This is a genomic window from Tsukamurella ocularis (genome assembly GCF_024807615.1).
GTDB classification, from domain to species: Bacteria; Actinomycetota; Actinomycetes; order Mycobacteriales; family Mycobacteriaceae; genus Tsukamurella; species Tsukamurella ocularis.
Window position 1 is genome coordinate 1,066,993 of the sequence record NZ_JANUCJ010000001.1, and the last position, 25,995, is coordinate 1,092,987.

At 65.7% G+C, this 25,995-nt stretch carries 23 protein-coding genes; 14 read left to right on the forward strand and 9 right to left on the reverse strand.

The annotated features are described in order from the left end of the window. Positions 1 to 46: 46 nt before the first annotated feature. Entirely contained in the window at positions 47 to 493 is a 447-nt protein-coding gene (locus tag HNP44_RS05295) for a helix-turn-helix transcriptional regulator (RefSeq protein WP_259256832.1), read from the reverse strand. Between the two features lie 518 nt (positions 494 to 1,011). Here HNP44_RS05295 and HNP44_RS05300 point away from each other — a divergent pair. The 5 genes from HNP44_RS05300 to HNP44_RS05320 all read left to right on the forward strand — a co-directional run bounded on the left by HNP44_RS05300 (position 1,012) and on the right by HNP44_RS05320 (position 5,776). After that, positions 1,012 to 1,209: a hypothetical protein gene (locus HNP44_RS05300; protein ID WP_259144751.1), complete on the forward strand. Its 198-nt coding sequence runs from the start codon at positions 1,012 to 1,014 to the stop codon at positions 1,207 to 1,209. A 393-nt stretch (positions 1,210 to 1,602) separates the two neighbouring features. Continuing rightward, complete coding sequence (locus HNP44_RS05305) at positions 1,603 to 3,696, forward strand: hypothetical protein (RefSeq protein WP_259144749.1); 2,094 nt, start codon at positions 1,603 to 1,605, stop codon at positions 3,694 to 3,696. 173 nt (positions 3,697 to 3,869) lie between these two features. Beyond that, complete coding sequence (locus tag HNP44_RS05310) at positions 3,870 to 4,682, forward strand: ParA family protein (protein WP_259144747.1); 813 nt, start codon at positions 3,870 to 3,872, stop codon at positions 4,680 to 4,682. After that, positions 4,666 to 5,154 (forward strand): hypothetical protein, encoded by a 489-nt coding sequence (locus HNP44_RS05315; RefSeq protein ID WP_259144745.1) that lies wholly within the window; start codon positions 4,666 to 4,668, stop codon positions 5,152 to 5,154. The genes HNP44_RS05310 and HNP44_RS05315 overlap by 17 nt, the downstream gene beginning before the upstream one ends. Before the next feature lie 97 nt (positions 5,155 to 5,251). Then, positions 5,252 to 5,776 carry a hypothetical protein gene (locus HNP44_RS05320; protein ID WP_259144744.1) on the forward strand — a complete coding sequence of 175 codons (525 nt, stop codon included), beginning with the start codon at positions 5,252 to 5,254 and terminating at the stop codon, positions 5,774 to 5,776. Between the two features lie 28 nt (positions 5,777 to 5,804). Here HNP44_RS05320 and HNP44_RS05325 read toward each other — a convergent pair whose 3' ends face one another. Next, positions 5,805 to 7,301 carry a type IV toxin-antitoxin system AbiEi family antitoxin domain-containing protein gene (locus tag HNP44_RS05325; RefSeq protein ID WP_259144905.1) on the reverse strand — a complete coding sequence of 499 codons (1,497 nt, stop codon included), beginning with the start codon at positions 7,299 to 7,301 and terminating at the stop codon, positions 5,805 to 5,807. A 169-nt stretch (positions 7,302 to 7,470) separates the two neighbouring features. Then, the gene (locus tag HNP44_RS05330) at positions 7,471 to 8,544 is read right to left on the reverse strand and encodes a hypothetical protein (RefSeq protein ID WP_259256834.1); all 1,074 of its coding nucleotides are present in this window, start codon (positions 8,542 to 8,544) and stop codon (positions 7,471 to 7,473) included. Between the two features lie 191 nt (positions 8,545 to 8,735). Here HNP44_RS05330 and HNP44_RS05335 point away from each other — a divergent pair, with 191 nt between their 5' ends. The 4 genes from HNP44_RS05335 to HNP44_RS20930 all read left to right on the forward strand — a co-directional run bounded on the left by HNP44_RS05335 (position 8,736) and on the right by HNP44_RS20930 (position 14,372). Then, complete coding sequence (locus tag HNP44_RS05335) at positions 8,736 to 9,962, forward strand: MspA family porin (RefSeq protein ID WP_259144907.1); 1,227 nt, start codon at positions 8,736 to 8,738, stop codon at positions 9,960 to 9,962. Between the two features lie 68 nt (positions 9,963 to 10,030). Next, on the forward strand, positions 10,031 to 11,734 hold the full coding sequence (locus tag HNP44_RS05340; protein ID WP_259144908.1) for an alpha/beta hydrolase: 1,704 nt from the start codon (positions 10,031 to 10,033) through the stop codon (positions 11,732 to 11,734). A 550-nt stretch (positions 11,735 to 12,284) separates the two neighbouring features. Next, positions 12,285 to 13,268, forward strand: a complete 984-nt coding sequence (locus HNP44_RS05345) for a hypothetical protein (protein WP_259144909.1) — start codon at positions 12,285 to 12,287, stop codon at positions 13,266 to 13,268. 615 nt (positions 13,269 to 13,883) lie between these two features. After that, complete coding sequence (locus HNP44_RS20930) at positions 13,884 to 14,372, forward strand: LppU/SCO3897 family protein (RefSeq protein WP_445515061.1); 489 nt, start codon at positions 13,884 to 13,886, stop codon at positions 14,370 to 14,372. A gap of 320 nt (positions 14,373 to 14,692) precedes the next feature. Here HNP44_RS20930 and HNP44_RS05350 read toward each other — a convergent pair whose 3' ends face one another. Then, positions 14,693 to 14,893: a hypothetical protein gene (locus tag HNP44_RS05350; RefSeq protein WP_259144910.1), complete on the reverse strand. Its 201-nt coding sequence runs from the start codon at positions 14,891 to 14,893 to the stop codon at positions 14,693 to 14,695. A 335-nt stretch (positions 14,894 to 15,228) separates the two neighbouring features. Between HNP44_RS05350 and istA the strand changes: the two genes are divergently transcribed. Further along, positions 15,229 to 16,986 carry an IS21 family transposase gene (istA, locus tag HNP44_RS05355; protein WP_231703188.1) on the forward strand — a complete coding sequence of 586 codons (1,758 nt, stop codon included), beginning with the start codon at positions 15,229 to 15,231 and terminating at the stop codon, positions 16,984 to 16,986. Next, entirely contained in the window at positions 16,983 to 17,810 is an 828-nt protein-coding gene (istB, locus tag HNP44_RS05360) for an IS21-like element helper ATPase IstB (protein WP_068526535.1), read from the forward strand. Before istA ends, istB begins: the two co-directional genes overlap by 4 nt. On the opposite strand, the gene HNP44_RS05365 is transcribed toward istB, so the two are convergent. After that, positions 17,807 to 18,058: a hypothetical protein gene (locus tag HNP44_RS05365; RefSeq protein ID WP_133298647.1), complete on the reverse strand. Its 252-nt coding sequence runs from the start codon at positions 18,056 to 18,058 to the stop codon at positions 17,807 to 17,809. The genes istB and HNP44_RS05365 overlap by 4 nt on opposite strands. 136 nt (positions 18,059 to 18,194) lie before the next feature. On the opposite strand from HNP44_RS05365, the gene HNP44_RS05370 reads away from it, so the two are divergent. From HNP44_RS05370 to HNP44_RS05380, 3 genes are all read left to right on the forward strand, one after another. Further along, entirely contained in the window at positions 18,195 to 18,356 is a 162-nt protein-coding gene (locus HNP44_RS05370) for a hypothetical protein (protein WP_259144827.1), read from the forward strand. Between the two features lie 668 nt (positions 18,357 to 19,024). Then, positions 19,025 to 19,825 (forward strand): hypothetical protein, encoded by an 801-nt coding sequence (locus HNP44_RS05375; RefSeq protein ID WP_259144826.1) that lies wholly within the window; start codon positions 19,025 to 19,027, stop codon positions 19,823 to 19,825. Beyond that, positions 19,822 to 21,600 (forward strand): hypothetical protein, encoded by a 1,779-nt coding sequence (locus HNP44_RS05380; protein ID WP_259144825.1) that lies wholly within the window; start codon positions 19,822 to 19,824, stop codon positions 21,598 to 21,600. The genes HNP44_RS05375 and HNP44_RS05380 overlap by 4 nt, the downstream gene beginning before the upstream one ends. A 505-nt stretch (positions 21,601 to 22,105) precedes the next feature. Here the strand turns inward: HNP44_RS05380 and HNP44_RS05385 are convergent. The 4 genes from HNP44_RS05385 to HNP44_RS05400 form a co-directional block, all read right to left on the reverse strand. Next, positions 22,106 to 22,666: a TetR/AcrR family transcriptional regulator gene (locus HNP44_RS05385; protein WP_259144824.1), complete on the reverse strand. Its 561-nt coding sequence runs from the start codon at positions 22,664 to 22,666 to the stop codon at positions 22,106 to 22,108. A gap of 420 nt (positions 22,667 to 23,086) precedes the next feature. Beyond that, entirely contained in the window at positions 23,087 to 23,860 is a 774-nt protein-coding gene (locus HNP44_RS05390; RefSeq protein ID WP_259256836.1) for an isochorismatase family protein, read from the reverse strand. Beyond that, the gene (locus tag HNP44_RS05395) at positions 23,758 to 24,624 is read right to left on the reverse strand and encodes an NAD(P)-dependent oxidoreductase (protein WP_259144821.1); all 867 of its coding nucleotides are present in this window, start codon (positions 24,622 to 24,624) and stop codon (positions 23,758 to 23,760) included. Before HNP44_RS05395 ends, HNP44_RS05390 begins: the two co-directional genes overlap by 103 nt. Before the next feature lie 563 nt (positions 24,625 to 25,187). Further along, positions 25,188 to 25,790, reverse strand: coding sequence for a TetR/AcrR family transcriptional regulator (locus tag HNP44_RS05400; protein ID WP_259144820.1), 603 nt, complete (start codon positions 25,788 to 25,790; stop codon positions 25,188 to 25,190). Between the last annotated feature and the right edge of the window lie 205 nt (positions 25,791 to 25,995).

Sequence of the window (25,995 nt, forward strand, 5' to 3'; positions counted from 1 at the left end):
CGGAAGGAGTGCTCTGCATGACGATCGCGTCGACCGACCCTGAGCGCTACGGCTGCGTACCCATCGGACGATGGCGTACGCGCTCGAATGCCCGCTGCACTTCATCAATGGAGATTCCTAGGGCCGAGGCCAGCGCGTCGGCCCTTGCGTCCGTCAAACGAACCTCTCCTCGCTCCATCGCGCTCAGCGCCGGCGTGCTCACATCGAGCTCCTTCGCGAGCTCCATCTGCGTCTTGCCTGTCAGTATTCGCCAGTCCACCAGCGTTCGATCGTCAACAGCCACTTGTACCAGCTCGTCGATCCGAACCCCCAGCGCCGCCGCAACGCTCGCAAGAGCATCGACCTGTGGTGCTCCTGCGCCTCGCTCCCACTTGCCGACTGTGCCGCGTCCGAGTCCGGCAGCTCGGCCGAGTTCGGCGATAGACAGGCCGCGCTTCTCTCGAAGGGCTCGTAGCCGGTCACCGTCGAAGCCGCGCATCACGGACCGGCTCATCCGGTGACCTGCTCCATAGCCAGTCATATTTGCGCCTCCTCCCCCCGCTAGGCCACTAGGGGTACTATATCGAGGCAGAATAACGTAGCCAATCGAGGAGAGACCCTCAAAATGCGACCGATTGCCAACATCCGATCGCAGCAAGACCGCCGACGCCCTTGCGCCTCCGCACCAGAGATGTGGAGTCTCGAGAAGGATGCCGACGGGTGCTTCCCCGCACCACGACAAGTGCGAATGGCTCAGCGGCAGTGCACTATCTGCCCGTTCCTGACGCAGTGCGAGCAGGAGACCGACGAGGTCATTGCCGCCGCGGGCCGACTCATGTCCCCGATGATCAGGGCTGGCCGCTTCTTCGGGCACGGGGGGACTGAGGTGCAGGGCAGGACGTACCTGAACCCTTCGGCCTCTCGCCGCGTTGCCGCCCCTACCCCGAAGTCCGCCGCTTCATGACCTATCGCAAGTACTGCCTGCGGCGCGCCTCCTTCGGAATCCGCGATGTTGCTAGCAGGATGGCAGGCATGGCAGCGCAGTACAAGGGAGACCGCAAGGTGTTCTTCTCGCGCCTCGACGCCAAGCTGGCGGACAGGGGCGCGAAGAAGGCTCAGGACCAAGGGCTTTCGATCAGCGACTACGTCGCCATGCTCGTTGCTCGCGACATCGGCCAGCCTGAACTCGGGCCGGCTATCCAGGAGGTGCTGTTGCCGCACGCTTCCTGAGTCTGAGCATCGTGCGCCCAACACGTGGGTGCGCGGCCCTACTACCCAAATTCCATAGCGGAAGCGCAGAACACAAGCGGTCGCCCGCTCCAGGTTCATCGGGAACGAAAAAGACCCCCTAGCGCCAACTAGGAGGCCTTTCCGAAAGTTTCTCGGGTCAGAGTAGCCAGCTCTGGATCCCAGATGCGTTTCCGCACCTACCCGAAAGGGATCATGTCTTTCCAGGACTGGTCTCAGGATAGCGCGCACCCTGAGTTCGACGCAACGAATCAGGCGAGTGTGGGCGCGTCGTCACACCTCCCCGAAGTGGACGCCCACTCGCAACCGTCTTCCACCTGCGAAGACGCGCTGCCAGATGTGTCTAATGGTGCGCCTGTTGCTGATGAGGTCCGCGTGTCGCCCGACTCGGCATGGGACTTCAGCAGGCAGTTGTCGCCTCGGCGGTACGTCCGCGTACGCGAGTGGGACGGGAAGCGATTCGCGTACAAGGACCTCCGCTACCTGAGCACGCCGGCACCGTCAACGGCGTGGGCGGTGCACCTGACCGACCAGGACGAACAGTTCGCGTTCCTCGCGTTCGACTTCGACGCCAAGCCGCCCACGCCGAAGGAGCACGGCCAGTACGCCGCCCGCGCTGACGCTGATACCTCCCGTCTGGTGCAGCTGCTCACCGCCCACGGCATCGAACACACCGTGTGCGCATCCGGGCCCGGCGCCGGCCGGCACGTGTGGGTCGCGCTGGCGGACCGCCTTCCGCTCGATACCGTCAAGCATCTCGCGCGCTCGTTGAAGCAGCTCTGCGAGTCCTTAGACCTCGCGCCGCTGAGCAACGCCAGGCGCGGTCTGGTGCGTCCTCCTGGCGCACTGCACTACGCCGGTGGACGCTCACGCTGGATCGCCGGCGCCCACCCGGAGAGCCTTCTGACCCCGTCGGCGACGGCCGCGCAGATCGCCGCGCTCACCGCCGACGTCGACGAGCTCGCCGCGGAAGCCCTCGCGGCCCGGCTGAGTGCCCCGCCGCCCGATCGCCGCACCGCAGGCGATCTCGACCCCACGGAACTGCGCCCGGACGGTCCGCTCCCGGTGGCGATCGCCGCCGACGGTGCGCCGCACCTGCCGGGTGCCCGCCGCCCGCTCCCCCGCCGGATCGTCGACCGCGCGAACACCCCACTGCGGCCCCACGAGGACGGCTCGGCCGAGCAGTTCCGGGTCCTGTGCGCCGCGGCCGCGTGCCGATGGACCTACGCCCAGGTCCTCGCCGAGCTGGCCCACCTGCCCGGCATGGAACACGCCCGCACAATCCGCGTCGACGGCGGCCGCGTGCCACGCACCCCGGAAGCACAAGCCGCCGGACTCCTCGAGGACTGGCGCCGCGCCGTCAACCGCGTCTCCAGCCGCAGCGCACCCCGCCGGGAGCACACCGGGCCCACCGATCTCGGATTCGACGAGGACGCCGCGGCGATCTGCGCCGCCGTCGAACACCTCCGCCTGCGCGCGGACCTGTCCTGCGGCCGATGGAGCACCCCCACAGGCGCCATAGACCGCCTCGTGCTGGCCACGCTCATGAGGATCGCCGTCGACACCGTCAAGACCGTCATCGCCGCCAGCACCCGCACCGTCGCGATCCGCACCCGCTGTATCGGCCGCGAGAGCGCCCGTGAATCCCTTCAGAGGCTCGCCCGCGACGGCTGGATCGGCCTGCACGCAGAAGCCGTAGGCACCGCCGCAGCAGAGTGGGAACTGCTGCCCCACGGACCGGAAGCGCCCACCCAGGCACCCGCCACGACCAGCGAAAAAAACGACGAGGCCGAGGTTATCCACAGGGAAAGCAGTAGCTCACGGTCACACCAACACACACGGGCGGGCGCGCCCCCCTCCCCCGCACCAACCCCCGGTAGCGCCCGCCTGGCCGAACTTCGAAGTCGGTACCGAAAGGAACAGGAGCTCTCCGGGCATGACTGCTTTACCGCCGACTCCTACGGTGGGCTCGGCGCCGCGGCCGCGTGGGTCTACAGCCAACTCCCAACCACTCCAACTCCTAGAGAGGACCTGTCTATCGCCGGGTTCCCAAGGGCAGACACCGACAGGGCCCTCGAGACGCTCCACGCCGCGGGTTTGGTCACTACTACGGCACAAGGGATCGCGAGGACCGATCCCGCGGCGCGGGACGCCTACGCCCAGTACGTAGGTCTTTCCGGGCTGGCAGCGGCCCGCGCGGAGCAGTACGCGATCGAATCCGAGGTCTGGGCATGGTGGTGCAGCGAAGAACACGTCGTCGCAGCCCACGCGGCGACCCCGCAGCGCAGCTCCGATACCAGCCGAGCCCGCATCCGCGACGGGCAGCAGACGCTCGAGCTCGAGACCACACCGGCCTGGGCAGCGCTGCCGCCGTACCCACGTGGGCGACTGGGCCGGCCGAACCATCGGGCCGCGTACGCCTTCATTGCTCGGCGCCGCGAACGGCAACGCCTCGACGGTGCTGCGTGACCGAACTCCCCCTCACGCTCGGTGCCACCGGTCCCGCACGAACATAACCGCAGGAACAGACGTACTTATACCGCTATAAGTAACGACGTAAGTAACAACGTAGATAGATAAGTAGATTTATAAGTAAGACACATAGGTTGACAGGAAGTAGCGGTGCGGGTAACCTCGCACACATGAGCATCCTCACAGCAGTACAAAACGCTGTCACGGTTCTTGCTGTTGCCATGCAAAAGGGTGGTGTAGCAAAAACCACTACAACCATCAACTTGGCGTATGAACTGACGCTTCTCGGTAAGCGAGTACTCGTCATCGATCTCGACCAACAGGCCAATGCCACGAGTGGACTCGGCATCACCCTTGGAGCTGACGACGGCACGATGTTCGAGGTGCTGACGGACGAGCGCTCCGACCGCGTTCCGCTTCCGGAAGTGATCCAGAAGTCAGAGCACGGGATGGATGTCGCTCCTGCGCACCTCGCGCTGCGCAAACTCGAGCGCACAGGTCTCGGCGCCGGCGGGCAGGGACGTCTTGCCCGTGAAATCCAACAGGTGGCCAGCGACTACGACGTTGTACTGATCGACTGCCCCCCTTCGCTGGGGGAGCTCACGACCGCGGCTTTCACCGCAGCCACCACCATCCTCGCTGTGGTCCAAGCGGGACCCGACGAGCTCGAGTCGCTCGCCACGATGGAGAACACCGTGCTGGACGTCCAGGAGGGACTCAATCCCAACGTGAGCATCGACCACGTGCTTCTCACCCGCTTCAACGGTCAGACGATCGTGAGCCAGCAGGTCCAGGAGACGCTGAAACGGGATTGGCCTACGGAGTACCTCGGAGAAATCCGCACCAGCGTCAAGGTCACTGAGGCGAAGTCCCGGCAGTTGCCCTTGAAGATTCACGCACCTCTTGGCACCGCCACCACTGACTATGCCCTCGCCGCTTCAACTCTTGCAGGAAGGATCTTCAACGATGACATCACGCACTAATTCCGGAATGGGGCAGGTGGGACCGACGCGCGCTGAACGACGTGAGCAGGCGGCCAGGGTCAGTGAGAACGGCCCTGGCAACCAGGTCTCCAACGAGACCGGAGACGACTCGGGTACGAATCCGGCCCCCACGGACTCCGCGGCGGCTATCGACGGGCAGACCGGAGGCGCCGGGGAGATCGCGCCGGACCAGAAGTCGGACGTCCCCCGCGGCCGGGAGGTCGTCTCGCCGACTCCGCTGTCCACGACCGCGAGCCTCCAGGCCCTCGCGAGTACGTTCCGCAGCGAGAAGCCGGCGAAGGAACAGTGGGGAACGCAGCTCCCGTCTCCGCTTACGCGCAGGATCAACCTCGCGCGCCGGATACTCAACGTCCCGCTGACAGACCTCGCGGAGCGCGTCTTCACGGAGTGGCTCGACGCGAACGGTCTTCCGCACGCCGACGAGAACGGCGACGCTGTGCCGATGGCATAGCCCGTCGAACTGCCCCCACCAAACGACTCAGGGCCGACCCACACCGGGGCGGCCCTGAGTTCTGTTCGGCGTCGGCCACGCCGCGATCGCGTCAGCCGTGACCCACATCGTCATCGACGCGATCGCGTCACCGATCGTCGGGCGGATCCGGATGCAGCCGAGCCATTGGCCGTCGGTCCTGTTCTCTGCACTAGGCGCGGCCCTGTGTGGAGATGACCGAGAGGGGGCATTGGCTATACTCGATCACATGTTCGAGTCGTGGCGCACTGAATACGGCCGGCGGGCGCTGCGTGAGTTCGAGCCGCCGCGTCCGGTGCTTGTAGATATGCGCGCGGTACTGCCGGGAGGTCTTGGTGCCGCTCGCATCCGATCGCAGCTCCCATTGTGGGTCAGGGCGGTGGGGCTGCGCTTCGAAGCGGTCATGGCTGGGCGTCAGCTGTGCTGGGTGATCGATACGGAGGGCGCCTGGTGGGCGATGGTCGAGGTGTCGGTGCGGTCGAGCAACGGTTCTGCGGCGCTCGACGCGACGATCTGGGCCCGTGCGGAGCACGTCACCGTTGACACTCCGGAGAACCGGCGCCGCCTCGGCTTCGTCGACCGTCCTCCCTATGCCGTCTCCTGACCGAACCTCTCCAGGACTCCCGGCTGAGTCACGCGAGCCGATCCAGTTCTGGGCTGCCGCAGTTCAGCTCGCGGGTGACCTGTTCGGTGGTGACAGGAAGGCCGCGGATGAGGGTGATGTCCGCTGGCGTGAGTGGGCGGGTGCGGTGGGCGATGATGTCGGCGCGTTTGAGGTGGCGAGTCTTTGACCCGAGTGCGAGGTGATACGGCGCTCCGGGGACTTTGCCGGCGTGGAGCGCGTCAGCGGTGGGCCCGGTGATCACTTCTCGCATCGTGTGGGGGCGTTCGTCCATGGGGCTGCGGGTGTCGGCGGCGTACCAGGCGGCGCGGAGGCGGTGCAGGTGCGTTAGCGGGTGGGGGAGGGTGGTGTAGACGCCACGGTTGTTGGTGCGGTGGATGAGCCCTTCGGCGACGAACGTGCGCAGCTGTTGCGGGTTGACGCCGTGGCGGCCGGCTTCGGCGCTGGTGACGATGCTGTGATGGGCGCGGGCGATGTCGGCGACGAGTTCGCGGGCCTCGTCGATCGCCGTCCCGGCCAGGGGAGTGGCGGCCGGCGCAGCCGCAGCGGCGGCACGGGTCACGTCGCAGGCTTCGGGCACGTGGAGGCGGATGCGTTCGGTGCGGGTGCCGTCGAAGAGCGCGACCCGCTGGCGGGTGGCAGCGGAGAACCGGTGCAGATACTCCTCGGCGGCGTACGCCGCAGCGGCCTTGTCTGGGGCTGCGAGCGCGGTGCAGGCGTGGGTGAGCGCGTCGACGTAGAGGTCGGTGATGGCTGTGCGGTTGTCGTTCTTGCTGATCTGGATGCGCCAGAACCCGACCTGGTGCCAGTCGACGCCCAGGATCGCCGAGCGGACCAGGGCGGGGTTGGCGGCGGTGCGGGTGAAGAGGTCAGCGAGGATCTGGCGGGTGTCGTGTTTGGACCAGGGGTTGCCGAGCACGTAGCCCAGCCGCTCGGGCACATCGCTCCAGTCGGCGCCGGCCGCGACCGTCGTGGCGAGCAGCCGCGCCACCGGCTGCTCGGGGTGAGGGCGGTAGGTGCGCATCAAGTCCACGATCGCGGTCCCCACGGTCTGCACGGGCAGATCGTCGACCTGGGTGAGCTCGTCGGGGTCGATGGGCTGGCGGTGGGCGATGATGCCGGGCCGGTTGATCAGGCGGCTGGTCGAGCCCAGGACGAACTCGAACGGTTCGCCTGGTTGGCGGCCGGCGTGCAGTTCCAAGGCGGTGTGATGGGAGACGATGTTCGCGGCCTGGTGCACTCGCTCCCACGGCGGGGAGGTGAGGTCGATCGCCGTCCACGCCGCCTGCAGCCGATCGCGCGCTGAGAGCAACTCCGGCGGGAAGACGGAGTACACGCCGCGGTTGCCGGTTGGGTGGACTGTGCCGCGGGCGACAGCTCGGGAGAAGGTGGCCGCGTTGATCCCTTCCGCGGCGGCGGCGCGAGCGGTGACGATGCCGCGGCCGCGATAGGCGAGCCGGCGGATCGTGGCATCCGTCGCAGCGACAGTCTCGTTCGATCCGGTCATGTAAGAGAGCTTTCCTGAGCGGCTTCGTCGTGGGCCCACGGCATGGTCGTCGATGCTATGGGCGGCGCGAGCGCGATTGCTTGAACCTGCATAGAAGTCGGTGTGTCGGACCGTCAAACAGGAGAAGCGGATTCCGAATCTTGGTGGCCGCATGATGCGGGGATGGGGGCTATTGCTTGTTTGCTCTGCTGTGGCGGGGGAGGGCGATGTGGTGGCGGTGTAGGTAGTCGCGGGTGCGGTCAACGTTCAGGTCGAGGCGTTCGGCGAGGCCGCGGGTGCCGACACCGCGCTGGTCGGCCCACTGCGCGGCATCGGCGAGGCTGGCGAACCCCGCCCGGGCGAGGGCCGCGGCGAGGTGTTCTTCGGAGACGCGCCGTGTTCCGACAGGGGCGGCGGTGCCGTCGTGTTCGGCACGTTCGTAGGTATTGAGCATCCACTGCGGGTCAAGCAGAAACAGTTCGTCGCTGACCGGCCCAGGAAGGCCGCGTTTGACGCGCGCTCGGGCGTCTTTGACCCAATTGCGTAGCTCGCCGGGCGGATCCGACAGATTGTTGCCGGCGGCGACGTGGGCGCGGGCCAGGGCGAGGTTGCGGTCGGTGACGGTGGGGATGTGCAGGCCGGCGAGGCGAATCTGCTTGGCCAATGTCGAGGCGCGAACGCCGAGTTCAGCGGCGAGAGCTTTGAGGTCGTCGCCGCGGTCGATGGTGGCGGAGACCGCGTCGCGGAGGCTGCGGTAGCCGTGCTCGGCGAGGACCGCGTCCCAAGGATCAGCGAGGTCGCCTGGGCGGGTGTCGCGGTTGCGCCAGCGCTGTGCGAACCCGGTGGAGGTCAGCGGCTGCCCGAGCAGGCCGTGCTCGTGCCGATAGCTCTCGCTGCTGATCTGGTGCGCGGATTGCACGTGTTGGGCGAGGGCGTGAAACCACAGCCCACACACGTGGCATTGCACCCGCTCGCCGTCGTCGGCGAGATGGCCGTGCCGGGACTGCAGGAGTGGGGCTACCAGCGCGGGTGTGTCCGGGTGCTGGCACCACTCTGGGCGCATACGCTGCCGGATCCGCTGCGCCAGACTGGCTGAGCCGAGCTTGACGGCGATCTCATCGGGGCCGAGGTGCTGGCGCGCCGCCCACAGGCCAGCATCACGCCAGCTCGACCACCCCACCTGCGTCAGCCGCTCCTCGAGCGGCATACGAGGAGGAAACCCCGGCGGGGTGTGCGCCGGCTGGTCATTGAAACTGCTGGTCACGGCCATAATCCTAGCCCACACTGAGTTAAACCCAAGGATGCGGCAACCGGATCCCACACTGTTTCATTTCGATAACGATCGGAATCTCAGGTTGCTTTCAGCCAACCCTCCGTGGTCCGATTCGTGACGCAAGTGACTGATGTGACAGCTGTGATCGTGCCTGTGAGCGGGCGCAGAAGGTTGGGGGAATCGTGACCAGTAGTTCTCGCGGGTGCTCGCGCGCTGATCGGCGGCGCGGCAACCTCGAACAGAAGCAGCACGACCGCGGTATCCGCCGGCGTCTCCGTAAGGCCGGCGCCTTCGCGGTCGTCGGTGGCGTGATGGTCGCGGGCGGCATGGCCGCGGCGGCACCGCCCGCCCCTGACAAGGCGCCCTCGCCGGGTGCGATCCGCACCGGCCTGTTCGCCGACACCTCCCGCGCGCTCGAGACCCGCGAAGGGTATGTGATCCGTGCCTGGAAATACGGCGAGGCGATGCGGTCGATCCTCCCGCTCGGGCGTGCGCTGAACACATATGAGGCGATCAATTCCCTTGCCGGGGAAGGCATTGTGGAACTGAAGGACCCGAAGGTCAAGCCCAAGTACCCGGTCAACAGCGCGTCGATTGTGGTGGGCTGGACGATTGCTTGTAGCGCTACTCCGCAGTCCTTGCAATTGGGTGGGACGTTGTCGAACGCGGTCAATGTCTCTGTCACCCCGTCGATTTCGGGCACCGTCGGCGGCACCGCCGGTGGCTCCGGTGGCTCCAACGGCGGCGAGGGCAACGGTTCCGTGAACGGCTCGATCACCCCCGGCGTCTCGGGAACGCTCGGTGACACGGTCACCACGTCCGGGACCATTCAGGGCACCATCGCCCCCGGCACCAGCAAGGACTTCCCCGTGGCGAAGAAGGCCCTCACCGGTGAGCGCGGGTACGTCGTAGCCAAGGAAACCCGGATCAGCATGGACTCCTGCCTCGGCGGCGCACAGATCCGCTCCTACGCCACCGCCACCATCTCCACCAACCTCGGCGACTCCTCGATCACCACCTACGGCAAGCCGTTGTTCATCGAGCGCGACAACCCCGGGCCGGCGAACAACCCGCCCAAGACGCCGCCGAAGATCAAGGAAGACCCCAAGCCCGCACCCGCCCCGGCAGTCGCCGGCACCGCCATGGCCGCACCCAAGAAACAGGCCTCCCCGGTCAAACCCGCACCGGCGCCGGAGAAGAAGCCCGACAACACACCTGCCCCGAAGCCGACGCCTGCGGCAGCGAAGAAGCCGGAGCCCGCACCCAAGCCCGCTCCGGCTCCGGCTCCGAAGACCGAGTCCACGCCTGCTGCGAAACCGGCCCCTGCGGCGCATGTCAAGCCTGAGCCCAAGCCGGCTCCCGCCCCGAAGCCTGCAGCGGAGGGCAAGCCCGCGCCCGCGAAGCCGTAACCCAGGTGCACACGCTCGCCGGTCGCCGAGGGCTCGAGCACCGCACGACGACAACAGCAGTAGTGTGCGTGATCGTTGTAGCCGGGCTGGTGGCGCTGTCGGGGTGCGGGCCGACCAGCGGCGAACCTGGCGATGACCGGGCCTCCTCGACGAGCGCAGGCGGCAGGGCCGTCATCGACAATCTGCCCGGGCGGGGCATCGAGCGGTTCTACCGCCAGCACGTGACCTGGGCACCGTGCCCCAGTGAGAGGTTCGCTGGCGGGTCGGCCGGCACGGTAGGTGGCGCGTCGGGCTCCCCCGGGGATGAGGGAGCGCGACGGATCATCGAGTGCGGCACTATCGCCGCCCCGCTCGACTACACCCGCCCAGACGGGCGACAGGTCCAGCTCGCACTGATCCGGGCCCGCACACCCCACACCGATCCGAGTACCGGCAGCAAGACTGGTCGCGACGGCGGCAGGGTCGGGTCGGTGCTGGTCAACCCCGGCGGCCCGGGGGCCTCCGGCGTCGAGTTCGTGGCGGAGCAGACCGAGCAACTCGCTGCCGGTGTCGGTGACCGGTTCGACATCGTCGGGTTCGACCCACGAGGCATTGGGGCTTCCACGCCGGCGATCGAGTGCCTGACCGCCAACGAGCGAGACCGACGACGCGCATCGCACTCGCGGACCGATCACACCACTGCCGGCATCGCCCGGCAAGAACAGCAGGCCCGGGACTTCGCCGACAAATGCGCCCAGCGCACCGGCCGTGACGTGCTTGCCCATGTCGGGACCGCGGACACCGTCAACGACATGGATCTGCTTCGCCAGGTGCTCGGCGACGAAAAGCTAACCTTCCTGGGCTACAGCTACGGCACCTTCCTAGGTGCCCGCTACGCCAGCAAGCACCCAGAGCGGGTGCGGGCGATGATTCTCGACGGCGCGGTCAACCCCGCCGAGAACACCGCCACGATGACCATCAACCAATACGCCGGCCTCCAACAGGCCTTCTCCACCTACGCCGCCGACTGCGCCACCCGCCGCATGACGCAATGCCCTTTGGGTACCGACCCCACACCCGCGGTCACCACCGCGGCGTTCCAGCAGATCGTGCGCCCGCTGATCGACCGCCCCGCACAGGCCGGCAGCGCAGGACAGGGCACCGGGGCCGGCCGGGTGCTCAGCTACGGCGACGCGATCGACGGCACCATCCAAGCCCTCTACAGCCCGAGCCTATGGCCCTACCTGACCGTCGGGCTACGAAACCTCCGCGACCGCGGAGAGGGACGCACGCTCATGCAGCTCGCCGACGCCTACAACAACCGCCACTCCGACGGAAGCTACAGCAACGCCACCGACGCACTGACCGCAATCACCTGCCTCGACACCGACCCCATCACCACCCAAGCCGCCGCCGGAGCCCTCGCCCAAAACGTCCGCACAGTAGCGCCCTTCGCCGACGACGGCCGCGCAAACCCCAGCCCTGACGGTCAAGCGGCGGCAGCACGCGACGCATGCTCGTTCTGGCCCACCCCACCGACCACACTCCCGCAACCGATCAACCCCGGCCCACAGCTCCCGCCCGTGGTCGTGGTCTCCACCACCGGCGACCCCGCCACCCCCTACGCCAACGGCCTCGCACTCGCCCAGCAACTCCGCGGCACCGTCCTCACCGTCGACGGCACACAACACACCAGCTCCTTCACCGGCACCACCTGCATCGACCAACCCCTGCGCACCTACCTCGAAACCGGCCAACCACCCGCACCCGGCCTCACCTGCGCCGTACAGTAACCCCACAGCCACCCGGCAGGATGCGCGCCAACTGCACGCCCTACTCGCCAACTGCCACGTGCACACCAAGGCCGTGACCAGCCGATAGCCACCTTGCTAATTCCGGTATTGCATATTCCGCACAGCGAGGTATATTCCCAAACGAACTTTAATCCTCACGCAAACAGTCGTGCCGACCGGAAGGCAACCCGTGCCACGCACCCGCAGCTCGACCCACCAACACCCGAGCTGGCGCCACCGCGCCGCTCGGGGAGCGCTCGCGGTCTTCGCATCAGCAACCCTCGCCGCCGGCGCCCTGACCGTCCCCAGCCAGATCGCCCCGCAAGAGGTGCTCCCGCAAGCTGCCGCCGCGCCTTGCCCCGACGGATCCGGCAACACCTGCGGACCGCAGCCCACCCAAGGGCCACAGCCCACCCAGGGAGGCCAGGTACCCACCACAGCACCCGGCGCCCCACAGACGACGATCCCCGGCCAGGCCCCGGACACCGGCCTCCAAGCGCCCACCCAGGGCAACGTCCAAACCCCCACCGCCCAGGGCAACGTGCCCACCATGCCCACCGTCGCACCCACCGAGTCGGGCTGCATCCTCAACTGTCCCGAGCAACCGGCACAGAATCCGACCGCGCCGACAACGCAGCCGCAGGCCGAAGCGCCCACAGAAGCGCAGGCTCCGCCACAAACTTCGACACCCGACCGGGCAGCGAGCTCTGAGCAAGTCTCCAATCGCGACCTCCTGCAACAATGCCAGGCCGCCGCAGTCGAACTCGGATACAAGGCCGAAGATGTCGTACTTCTCGCCGATGGGCTCCCGACCGGCGGAGGCGCTGGCCGCGTTTTCATCCCCCGGGATCCCTCAATGGATAGTGGCTGTGGCATCTGCCAGCGAGGAACGTACATAGGCTCAGGCGATGGCGATCGCCCGAGCGTACTTGGGAACGTCTGCACCAAGCCTGGTCAGTACGCCGTTCCGGACAGCAGCGCAGGCTTTGGCAACGGAGTCGCCTCCGAATTTGGCCTCCCTCATCTTGTATCGAAGTGCGTCAACAAGATCGATCCGTACATCGTGGACGTTAAGCCAGACGGCAGCCCGTACATCCCCGCCGACCAAGTCCCCCTGGTTATCTGCGGATACAACGTATCCGAATGTAAAGTAACGCAATCTTCAGAATTTCAGGCTACAAACTCGGTAAGCCAAGAGGTAGTGCGTTCTGCGAACGCTGGCCTAACTCTCGACAAAATCAACGCAGAGGTGTCCAGTTCAGCTTCCCGAACAACATCGAGCTCGATTTCCACAACTAAGAAGATTGAGGTAGGGACAACCTTGAATACCTCCGGGCTCAAGCCCGGGCAGAGTATCGCAGGGTATGTTGCCTACCAGCGTTTCACGTACACCCTAGTGCTTTATGACACGACGACCGGCAAGGCGCGGGAGATCCCCGCCACGTTCGTAGCTCCGGTCGGAGGACTCATTCCAGGAAAGCCGTTCGCCTCACCTCCAATCACCGGAGCAGGCCAGCCGGGAGGTGCCAAGTAATGGCGCACGATGACAATGCGCCTGTGGCGGGGTCGGAATTGGGTGGCGGTCGGAGTTGGCCCGTTCGGCGCACCTTGGTTGTCTCGTTAGTGGGGATCCTGCTACTCGTTTGCGCATGGGTAGGACTTCGAAAGACCGTTTTCGCCCCAGAGTATCCATCGCTGCCGAGCGCGACTGAGTCGGTACGTGGCTCCACCGGTCCTTTGCCTCGAAAGACCCGCTTCGTCCCTTTCTATTCCTTGGCTGGAAAGAAATATACGGAGGTGGCGAGGCTTCTCGCGAACGAAGCCGTCGCCGGCGGCGCACTGCCGCTCATTCGGATTCCGATTCCACAAGACTCGGTACTGCCGGGTTCTGACGATTCCTTAGTCGTCACTGCGGCATGCGCGAAGAATTCAAATGGTCCGATTCAGGTGTACGTGGGAGTCTCAAGCAGCTTGTCGCAGGTTGACATAGATCGACTCAAGGCGACGCCAACAGTGTTCGCCGGTGACCTGGAGAAGGCTACTGGCTGCCTCGTACCCTCCGAGGATAATAAGGTCGACATTCCTGCCGGGGTGAATGTGTATGAATAACGCAGCAAAGGCGCTCCTTCCCGCGATCGGAGTGGTAGCGATGGCGCTTGCGGGGTGCGATAATGGTCCACAGGACCGCGAGGCGAATCTGGCGGAAATTCCTGGGCAGCTGAGTGCACCTTCACGATCTATTGATGGAGCACCAGAACTATCCAGCTGCGGCAGGCTTGAAGGTGACCCTACAACCGCTCGGTACGTTCGTACAGCTTGCGACGAGGTCACTGCCGCCTTTAAAGTTGTCCAGGTTGTGGGCACGCCAAAAGAATGCGTCGCTGATGCAGACTGGCGCTATTTTTCAGGAAAGTCAAACCAACAGTGGACTGCGTGCCTCGACTACAACTGGACCGCTAAAGGGTGCGTCGATGTGGAAAGAAATCCGTCCCGAAGCGGGAGGTGTGGAGATCTGCAGGGAGCAGGGTACCGACCTGAGGGGATACTCGTTGGCGTCACCTCGACTTCCGGTTGCAAAAATAAGGGAATCGCGCATCCTGTTCGAAAGTTCACGATCTGCATTGTGAAGTCGAGCTAACACTTACGCGCGAACCAGGCATGGTGCGGGTGTCAGGGAGCTGGCTGTAAATCCACGCGGCAGCGGCGCCGAGCCCGCCGTAGTGATCCGCGGTGAAGCTCCCCACCCCAGCGCAATGCGTAGGACCAGTTTGTGGCGGCTCGCCGTCAAACATCCATCCCGTGCGGAATTTACTGTCTGCCTAGAAAGGCCTTAAGTATCGCCTGCAGAGGCATAGGGGTCGCACTCCGTGCATGGCTCGTTGCGCTGCGCCCCCGTACGCCCCTCCAAGGGCGGCCCCTACGCGGCGACCGTGACCAGGCCTGGGGGTGGGCTCTTGACTAGTGCAGAGAATTGAGTCGTGCCCACCGAAGCAGCTCGGCGTCCATCTCGTCCTCGAGGCGCACGCCGTCGGCGCGTAACCACAGCGGGAGCTTGTCGGCGCGGGTCGAGCCGCGGGCGAGGTGGGGGAGTGCCTTGCTGATCGAAACCCGGCACGGCACGGGCACGGCCTTCTCTCGCCATACCCGTGAATCGAACACGATAGCGATTCTACGACCTGACGCCGTCTCCGTGCCACAACTGCTGTGACGTGCTCGAAATATAGTAGAGACCCCGGCCAGTCTGCGGCTTCCCTCCGTGCCAGACCGGGGCCTCATCGAACACTCTAACGTATATGTTCGAATGTCGTGGCCCAGCTCCGCCTGGCATCGCCGCGGGAGGGGCTTGGCTATGACAGCTTGAAGAGGCCCCGGCTCGACGGCTAGACCTGGCCCCGTTTGCGACTCGCCGGGTGGTGTTGCGACGGTTTGATCTGGCCCCACCTGATGGTTGCTCGTGAACATCGTTTCCGAGCCGAAGCAGGTGGTGGCCAATGATGGGATCGAAGGTGGAGCTGTTCGCGCAGATCCGGCGGGACGCCCGGGTCGAGGGCATGAGTATCCGGGCGTTGGCTCGCAAGCATGGCGTGCACCGGAGGACGGTGCGGCAGGCGTTGTCATCGGCGGAGCCGCCGCCGCGGAAGACGCCGGAGCGGTCGTCGCCGCGGTTGGACCGGTTCAAGGCGGCGATTGATGAGATGTTGCGGTCGGATCTGGATGCTCCGCGTAAGCAGCGGCACACCGCGACGCGGATCCGGGAACGCCTGGCGATCGAGCACGATGCGGTCGAGTTGTCGTATTCGACGGTGCGGGACTACGTGCGGGTCCGGCGGGCGCAGATCGAGGTGGAGGCCGGCCGCCGGACGGAGGTGTTCATCGCCCAGGACCACGCCCCGGGCGCGGAGGCGGAGGTCGACTTCGGCGAGGTCTGGGTGATCCTGGGCGGGGTGAAGACCAAGTGCCACATGTTCGTCTACCGGCTCTCGCACTCGGGCAAGGCCATTCACCGGGTCTATCCGACCGGCGGGCAGGAAGCGTTCCTCGAAGGGCACGTCGAGGCGTTCCGCGAGCTCGGCGGGGTCCCGACCCGGCATATCCGCTACGACAATCTCACCTCGGCGGTGGTCGCGGTCCTGCAGGGCGGAGACCGGCGGCGACAGGAGAACCCGCGGTGGACGTTGTTTCACTCGCACTACGGATTCGATCCGTTCTACTGCCAGCCCGGCATCGCCGGGGCGCACGAGAAGGGCGGCGTTGAAGGCGAGGTCGGATGGTTCCGCCGCAACCGGCTGACCCCAATGCCGCAGGTCGAGTCCCTCGATGAGCTCAACGAGCAGATCAAAGCCTGGGAGGACCGCGACGAGGGCCGCCGGATCGACGGACGACTGCGCACCATCGGCCAGGACTACGAGCACGACCGAGCAGCGCTCGCGCCGCTGCCGGTGGAGGATTTCGACCCGGGCCTGATCCTCACACCACGGGTCGATCGGTCGGCGATGATCACCGTTCGGATGGTGAAGTATTCGGTGCCGGCGCACCTGATCGGCCGCCGAGTCCGCGTCTCACTACAAGCCTCCCAGCTGCTGGTCTACGACGGCCGGACCCTGGTCGCGCGGCATCCACGGGTCGCCGGCCGCGGCACCGCGAAGATCGACCTCGACCACTACCTCGAGGTGCTCAAGTTCAAACCCGGTGCCCTGCCGGGATCAACGGCGTTGGCGCAGGCCCGCGCTGCCGGGGTGTTCACCGCCAGCCATGATGCGTTCTGGGCCGCCGCCCGACGAGTCAACGGCGACACCGACGGCACCAGCGAGCTGATCGACGTCCTGCTGCTGCACCGCAGCCTGCCCGCCGCGGCGGTGATCGCCGGCATCGATGCTGCATTGCGGGTCGGGGCGGTGAGCGCCGAGGTCGTCGCCGTTGAGGCTCGCCGCGCCGAAGCCCGCCTGCTCGCGCACGCCTCGGTCGCTGCCGACCAGACAGGTGGGGCCAACGCTGGCCGTCATCTCGATCGCCATGCCGAACGACGCGAGCAACGAGTTGTCAGCCTCACCCAACGACGGCTCGCAGACCCCGCGGCGGTGATCGCCGGCCTGCCACCCGACCGGCGACCGCTGCCCAGCGTTACGGCCTACGACCGCCTGCTCCCGCAGCACCGGCGACGCACTGCCTCCGACGCGCTACCTGCGTCGCTGGACCCACCACCGATTGAGTCGCTGGACCCACCACCGATTGAAAGGCCCACCCGGCTATGACCGCAACCGCCAATAAGAACCAGACGAATGCGCTGGCCCCGTCGTTGCGCCGCCGGGGCGGCCTCACCGAAGAAGCCGCCCTCGCCGCCGTTGACCAGGCCTGCCGGCGCCTACGCCTGCCGACAGTGCGGTCGATGATCGACCAGCACCTCACCGCCGCCGCCAAGCAGCAATTGTCCTACCAGGGGTTCCTCGCCGAACTCCTGCTCGCCGAAGTCGACGACCGGGACCGCCGCTCCACTGTTCGCCGCGTCAAAGCCGCGGGGTTCCCGCGGGAGAAGTGGCTGGCGGACTTCGACTTCGACGCCAACCCCGACATCGAACCCGCCACCATCCACCAGCTCGCCACCGGCGACTGGATCCGCCACGGACTGCCGCTCTGCCTCATCGGCGACTCCGGAACCGGCAAATCCCATCTGCTGATCGGATTGGGAACCGCTGCCGCCGAGCAAGGCTTTAGAGTCCGCTACACCCTCGCCACCAAACTAGTGAACGAGCTGGTCGAGGCCGCTGACGAGAAGCAGCTCGCGAAGACCATCAACCGCTACGGCCGCGTTGACCTGCTCATCATCGACGAGCTCGGCTACATGGAACTCGATCGCCGCGGCGCCGAACTGCTCTTCCAAGTCCTCACCGAACGCGAAGAGAAGAACAGCGTCGCGATCGCTTCCAACCAGTCCTTCTCCGGCTGGACAGACACCTTCACCGACCCACGACTCTGCGCCGCGATCGTCGACCGGCTCACCTACCGCGGCACCATCATCGAAACCGGCACTCACAGCTACCGCCTGGCTCACACCGAAGCAGCAGCTACCGCGGGCTAAGCGCGGCGTTCGTCCTTGACTACCGACAGATGCCGGCGCAAGGCCCGGTTCTGGTGAGTGACATAAACCACGGTCCACCGGGTCGTCAGGTTCGGCAGTGGCTCCCCGTCTTTAATCTTCACCCGGACCGATACCTGATCACCGAGCTGATCATCACGCGCGATCACGAACTCGGCATACGCACGCACCGACTCGCGATCCCAACCAGTCGGCGCAACCACACTGCGCACCCGCGGCCGCCCATCCACACCCCGGACTCTAGCGGCTCAGGGCCCCACTCAGGTGGGGCCGAATGAAACCGCCCTACCGGGGCCAGATCAACTTGACATAGCCAGTTGATCTGCCCGGTGTCTGCCGGGTGATCTCAACAAGGTCGGAGGCGCCGTGGCGAAGAAGCGAGATCTCGAGCGCGGCGACGTCGTGCGTGTCGAGTTGAGGCTTTCGCGTGTCGTCGCGGACCAGCTCTACCGGCTCGCGGAAAATGAGCGATCAACAGTCACAGCGGTAGGAGAACGTCTGATCAAGGCTGGCCTGGAAGCGACATGAGGGGTATGCGGAGATGGCCCCGGGAACGATCGGCCAAGCCTCAGTGGGCTTCGACGGTCGGCACGTAGCGAGCACGGGCCTGTCTGGACGGTGTCAGCCTGTGCTGCGCGTAGCAAGTCGATTGATGGAACGTCCGTTGATCAGAATGGAGTGGAGGAATCTGACCAGTAACTAAACAACTATGAATGCGCCGTTGGCGCTATACGCCGAAGGCCCCCTGGCGGGAACCGGGGGCCTTCGGAGCGGCCATTTCGACCGTACTTACTTGCTCGTATATTCCTCAGGAGGAGGACTGTGTCTATTTCAGCGTACCTGCGTGTGGGTGTCAAGTGTGACGTTCGGTGTGTCGGTGAGGTGGTGGCCTGATGGTTCGCTACCGCAGTCAGAGCTCGGCGCAGATCTCGCCACAGCTGTCGTTGCCAATTCCAGAGTTCGAGCCTGCGAACGTAGCAGCCGTTTCAGGTTCCGTCGTTGGGCCTCGGTTGCTTGGCAGGTTCGTCGGTGATCCTCGGGAGTGGGTTCCTGCAGGTGAGGAGGAGCGGTTCGAGCGGTTGTGTCAGCGCACGACGACTGTGGGCAGACCGGAGCTGCGGGAGCCGGCGGCGTGGATAGGTGCGGCGTTGCAGTGTCAGATTCCGGGGCGCTCTGATCAGACGGATCGGAGCGCGGTGGGGCATGTGCTGAGGTTGATCGCGGGCTATCTGGAGCCGGCGTTGCCCATCGATGTGTCCGAGGTGTTCCGAAGGTCGGTGGTCGACGGGTACATCAATCACCTCGCCGCAACGGGCCGCGGGGATGGTGCCCGTCAGACACGTGTGGTGCTGTACGCGTTGGGCCGGCTCGTGCATCCTCGGGAGTACCCGATCTCCCGCGCAGCCGACAGTCTGCCCCAGAAGCGGGCGAAGAAGCCCGCCACGGACGCGATCATCGCCGACTGGTACAGCACCGCGGCCTCCCTGCCCGGAGAGCCGGGCCGCCGCGCGTACGTCAGCCTCGACCTCGCACTTGGGGCAGGTATCCGGCAGGGTGAGTTGCTGCGCGTTCGTGGAACGTCGGTCGCAGCAACAAAGTACCAAGGTCGCGAGTACGCAGTGGTCACGCTGCCGAACCGTGCAGGCGGTGTCCGCCATGTCCCGGTCGCCGATGTCGATAGGTCTCGCCGGATCTTGCAGCGGGCCGCTGAGGTCGGCGACGGGAGCATGCTCGTACCCGGATGTGGGAACCCAGAACGCAACATGGGCAATCGTCTCAACGAGATGCTGAAGATGAGAGGACAGCGACCTATCGACATCTTGGCTGCCAGGGAACGATGGATCTTCGATCTGGCGCTGACCGTGCCTGCGTGTCTGCTGGTTCAGCTCTCGGACATCAACGACTTCGACGCGATGCGACACTACCGAAAACAGTTCCCTACCTACGGAATCCGCGCCACAATGGTGGCGCTCGAACCCGAGGGGCGGGCGAGTTGATCACGAGGATCCGGCCCACGCTGACAGTGTCGAGTGACCTGTTCGACGAGGCGATCGACGTGATCAACCGCTCGGGTGCAGATGAGCGCCTTGAGAACATCTACCGGGAGTGGGCAGGCGTCGGTGGGCGCCGCGCGACCGGCATCCGGTACTCGATCCGAGGGTTTCTCACCGCTGCTCTGCTGTGCGTGAGCCTTAAACGTCCGCCGACCATTGCGGGGATCCTTCAGATGCTCACCGACTTCACGGTCGACCAGCTGGCAACAGTTGGGATGGGTGGGCAGGACTTGTCCGTTGTGCGGACTGACTCAAGTGCGGAGTACGCGAAGTTCCACGCGTGGGTCAGTCGCCGTCTCGAACCGATTGATCCCGATCGTGATCTGCCCGCTCGCCGGATCACCAATGCTGAGAACCAGCGCATCATTGACAGCCGCCGCGAAGCTGACCGGGAGGCGTCGCAGCGATCCCGTGACTTGCTCAGCGAGGTGATCAACGACATCGTCAAGGGATCGGTATGGGAGTTAGCTCCGACCGGGTGTGTCGGCGACCTCGTCGTCGACGAATCGATCTACGACCTCGCCCGACATACCTATGGCCTAGGAGTGGCACCGGATCGCCGGCGCGGAGCGGCACCCGGAAGCCGCCCGTACGGGCGCGACCACAAGCACAATCTCGGAGCAGGCGATAGTAAGAAGGCGCTCCGTAAGAGCGGCATCGGGATCGGCCTGACCGCACTGACGAGAATCGGCGAGCCCCATCGGCTGAACTCAGTTGCGCCCGTGATCATCGGCATCGACGTTCACGCACCGACATCCGGCGATCCCGGTGCCGTGTTGCGCGCACTGGGACGGGCTCGTGAGAGCAACCTGACGGCGCGCAGTGCGGTCTCCCGAGCGCGGTGGCCCTATCTCACCGTCGACATGGGATACAACTCGAAAAAGGGATTCGCCGACGCGATGATCCGCCAGCAGTACGCTTACGTCGGCCGATATCCCCAGAAGTGGGGCACCGTTCACGCGTCTGCACCGGCGAAGCTCGGCGAGCAACAGCCAGGCCCCGTGATGGTCGCGGGAGACCTGTACTGCCCAGCGGCTGTGAAGATCGCGTCGACGATAACGGTCCCACCGGCCCGTGAGCTCCTGAAAGCCAGCCCCGCAGGCTTCGCCGATCACGACCGCAGACTACAGCGGATCCTCCCGCTGCTAATGGGGCGGAACTCAAGGCCAGTGCACGGAAGCGTGCAACGCGGTCCAAAAGACCCGGACCGCCAGGCCGCCGCCGACACGGTGAAGATCCGTGTGGTGTGTCCTGCAGCGTTCGAAAGGGTGCGGTGCCCGCTCAGGCCCGCCACCATGTCGCTGTCAGGGGACCTCCCGACGCTCGAGCCGACATGGACCCCGCAACAGTACGCATGCTGCGAAAAGGGCACGATCACAATCGGTCTGACGCCAGATCAGGTGCGCATGGGTCAGTTCGGGTACACCCCGGGTTCTTGGGAGCACATGCTCTACTACGAAGCAGCACGGTCACTGACGGAGCGACAGTTCAGCGTCCTCAAATCCAGGACCGTGACGGGCCTCGCGGACTTGACGGTCGGACCACGACGGCAGCCCATGCTCGCGATCAGTCTGGCGATGGCCGTCGCGGTCACGAACCTGGCTACGCAACGGGCGCACGAGGAACGCCGACCGCGCGGCGGATCGATCCGCCGACGACTGAAGCACCTTGAAGCAGACCTTGGCTACCCACCGACGATGACCCCCGCTCGAACGTAACCAACCACGAACCGTGGCCGGCCCAGCATCCTGGGCCGGCCACTTTTTCGTATCTCAGTCCACTAATTTCTGTGGAGAATCGCACGTCAACCAAGCCGCTTGACAGCATCGCGGCTGAGACACGCACCAGTCACTAGCCGACAACCGGCTACATCTCGTCATCGAGCGCCAGTCCTTGAGGCACACAGCCCCAGCGCGCCCGCGCGCGATGCACGTCGCGCGCGCTGCAAATTCTGTGGAGATTCGCGGACAATTCTGTGGAGATCGCGACCACACACGACCAGTGACCTGTGATCGCGAACCGCTCACACACGAGCAGTTCCACGAACTGCTGGACCCGAGGTCGCGAACTCACCAGAGCTCATGGCCTCGGGTCTTTCATATCTGAGTGATGTGACGGCACGGTGCATGATCGCCATCTGGTTGAGACCGGTGTAGCTCGCCATGTGTGTCGCCGCACGGTGTTCTTGCCACTGTTTCCGCCTGGTCAATTCACTGTGATCGGTCAGCCCACCGCGCGAAGAAGAATCCGGTGGACCCGCTCGACGTCGGGCGGCACGGTTCCGAGCAGCACTGCGGTCGACAGGCCGTCAGCGGTCGCCGTCAGCGCGACGATCGCGTCGGGATCGGTCGTCACCGTCGCGGCGAGACGCTCCACGTTCTGACGCCATCGTCCGGCCACCGGGAGTAGAGCCGGTCGGCGCACGGACAGCGTGCACAGTTCGCGTTCGGCCAGCGCGCGTTCCCTACCCTCACCGGCGCATTCGACAATGAGCTCGGCCAGCCCGCGAAGGTTGTCATCCGGCCCGTTCAGGATCGCCTCGATCCGGTCGGCGTACTCGTCAGCCACGGCGGAGAGCGCTGCCACCAGCAGATCGTCGAGCGAAGCGAAATAGTAGACGCTCAGACCGACCGCGATCCCAGCTTCCTGAGCGACCGCGCGATGCGTCACCCCGGACGCCCCGTCGCGATAGACGACCGCGAGGGCCGCCTCGATGATCTGGGTGCGTCTTCGCTCCCCCCGGGGGCTGCGCGCCGGGCGGCCTCCCCCCTCGGTTTGGTCCATAGCGACCTAGAATAGGCGAGCGACTCGAAGCCAACGCGGGCCTCACACGCCGAAGTCTTCTGCTGAGCGCACCACAGCAACTTTTCCGCCATCTCTAGGGCAGAGATTGGCGATCGTTCGCTCAGGGGCCAGGGGATACACCTCGCGCTCGTCGAGCGCGAGGCGCCGCACCGCTTCCAGGAGTACTCGGCGAGCCCCGCCATCGAAGGACTGCACAGGCGTCAGATCGGATGCCGCCCGTGGCTCGGTGCCGCTGGACTCGACGGCCTCTCGGACTACTCGCTCAGCACCGGCGAAGCGGATCCCGTCCTGCAACTCTATGTTGCGGACTGCGCTGGTGTCGGGTCCGAGGACCCGATTCGAGCGCACCACTGAACGCGCTGCCGGCGGGATCGGTGATTGCATGAGCTGGGCGTCCGATCAGTGGTGGAACAGTTCGCCAGTCGCCTGCCCCAGGTCACGTTTGCGACGGAAGTAGTCGTTGATGACCGTACGGTAGAGATCGGCGTCCGCCCGGGCCCAGTTGCGCATCAGCTCGCATCCGAAGGACAGCGAGGTGATCGGCTGAGCGCCCGCCTGAACCATCCGCTCGATAGCGGTTCGATGTGTCACCTCCGACACCCCGCCGACTGCGTCGATCACCGGGTAGATCTCGTACCCCTCCCGAAGCATGTCCAGGGTGGGGAACGCGAGGCATACCTCGGTCCACAGACCGGCCATGACGATCTTCTTGCGGCCGGTCGCCTCGATCGCGGCGCGGAAATCGACGTCCTCCCAGGAGTTCACCCCGGTGCGATCGATCTCCGCAACGCCGGGCAACTCGCGGGTGAGCACCTCGACGGTGGGCTTGTTGACGCCCATTTCCACCGCGACGGTGGTCAGGACCGTCGGAATCGCGTATGCGCTCGCCAGCTTCGCGAGAGTCACGGCACCGAGATCGATCTCGGCGCGGCTCGCCGAGCCCGTTGTTGCGTACTGACCCTCTTGATAGTCGATGAAGACGACTGCGCAGTTCTGCGGCGTCAGCAGATGGTCGGCCGCGGGATCTCGGATCGGCTCGGGCGCAATCTTTCCGGTCATGGTCTCGGTCCTCAGTTCGATTCGGTGGCGCGAAACGCTTTCCGCGAGGTGGTCTTTCGGGTCAGGTCGACGAAGTTCGGCTCGAAGTCCGCTACGACGGTTACCGCGTCCCATAGTCGTTTGCTTCCCGCAGTGGTGATCGGAAGGATCTCGTCCGCATCGGCCACCGCCGAGAGCAGCGTGTCGTCGTCCTCCGCGGAGCGTCGCAGGGGACGTGGGTTGGACTCGTCGAGCGCCCTCTCCACGATCGCCCTCATGGGCCCCTTGGTCATCAAGCTCAGAGCGGTCTCGTAGTCACGGCCGAGGACGTCAGCGAGGTCGAGTGCCTCGCGCAGACCGGCCTCCGCCGCCATGACGGCGACATTGGTGATCAACTTGTAGTCCACTCCCGCTCCGAAATCGCCCACATGCACGGGCTTGCCGACCACCTCGAGCAGCGGAGCCAAACGATCGAAAACGTACTCGGTGGTCCCGACCAGGAAGGTGATCGCTCGCTCCCGGGCGTACCGGACTCCACCGACGATTGGAGCATCCACGACGGCCACACGTTCGGGAGCCGCAGTAGCGACTTGGCGGGCCAGCTCTGGCGTCGTCGTCGAACACAGGACCAGGACCGCCCCTGGGGCGGCCCCGACCAGCACCCCCTCTGCAGAAAGGAATGCGGCCGGGATATCTTGTGACATAACGAGACCGAAGATCGTCTGAGCGCCGCGTGCAGCCGCTGCCGCCGATTCCGCGACGGTGAAGCCGGCCGTAGCTGCCGCTTCCCTCCGAACCGGAGCAGTATCGAACACCGTCACCGCATGGCCCGCATCGCGAAGATGCGGGGCCATCTCAGCGCCCATGTCCCCGAATCCAATAATCGCAACTTCGCCCACGTTGAGACCTTTCGCCGCCCGACTAGTGACTTGAACTATAGTTCAAGTAAGGGACTACGCCAACAGGGCATCCGCAGGGAAGGTGTTGGGAGAACCTCTCACACGGAGGTCAGGTCCGCGCGCCGCGGATGCGGTAGCGGAGTTCGCGGCGACGGCTCTAGAGATGCCACTCGCACGGCCGACTCCACAGAAGGCCTTCGAGCGGTGCGGAGTTCCGTGAACTGCGGCACCCGAGGTCGCGAACTCAGAAGAGATCGTGGCCCGGGATTTTGTCGCTTCTCAGGTGCTGTCACGAGCGGGGTCGCCGTGTGGTGTCGGAATTCCTGTTGAGCGACTGGTTGGCCGTGGTGCCTCGTTGAAGGACCGCGCCGCCTAGGTCGGGCCGGTTGGTCGGCCCCGCATCGAACTGATGCTGCCGCGTTGGTTGAGTTCGTTGGCGAGCGGCGGACGAGATCAGGTCCTCGATCTGTCGACGTGAGTCGGTCACCGAACGATCCACGCCGCTGAGGTCGCGGTCGGGACCAACCGCATGCCTCCGAGGCGAGCCTGAGCCCGTTGACGAATTAGGGTGTTCGGTCGACGTACTCGGCGGATGTCTGGGCGATCGTCCGTAGCAGGGCCGATTCGACCCTCCTCAGGGGTTCCGTCGACGATGTAGCCAGGCACATCGCGATCGCACCTTCGATCGCTGCAACGACCGTCGTCGCCATGTCTCGCGCCGGTTCAGTGGGCACACCGGATCGAGTCAATGAGTCGGTGACCAGGTGGATCCAGTCGCCGAATGCGATCCCAGCTGCGTCCGAGGCAGTGGGGGCGTCGTGCCTTCCAAGGGCGGCTGCGAGGACCGGGCATCCCGACCTGTGGTGGCTTCGCTCAAGGGTCGATGTCCAGCCGGCGATCAAGGTACGAAGAACCTGATCGGTGGGCTGGGTGCTTATCAGCGCATCGATACTGCGACTCGTAGCCGCGCCGGCGAATTGCGTCGCTTCCCTGACCATTTCTTCCTTACCAGCCGGGAAGTTGAGGTACACGGTTCGCCGCGAGCGACCGCTGGCCTTGATGATCTCGGCCAGTCCCGTACCAGCCACTCCGCGACGGCGCACGAGATCGATCGTTGCGAAGATCAGGTTCTCCCGCGCAGAGGCCACAGTATTCTCCCTGGTCATGACAGTACGTTCGCGAGTATACTGCCGGCTCGACCCTCGTTGCCGCTGTCTGCTTCACGAATCCTGTCTTGGAACGCGAGACGTCGACCGTTCGCCGCTGCATGGTGCGGACCGCAGCCGCTCTGTGGTGCGCGGGAGTCAATGAGGCCTACTGGCCAGTGGGTTTCGCTACTCCGATACTCGGAAGGGGATGGCGCCGGGGCCA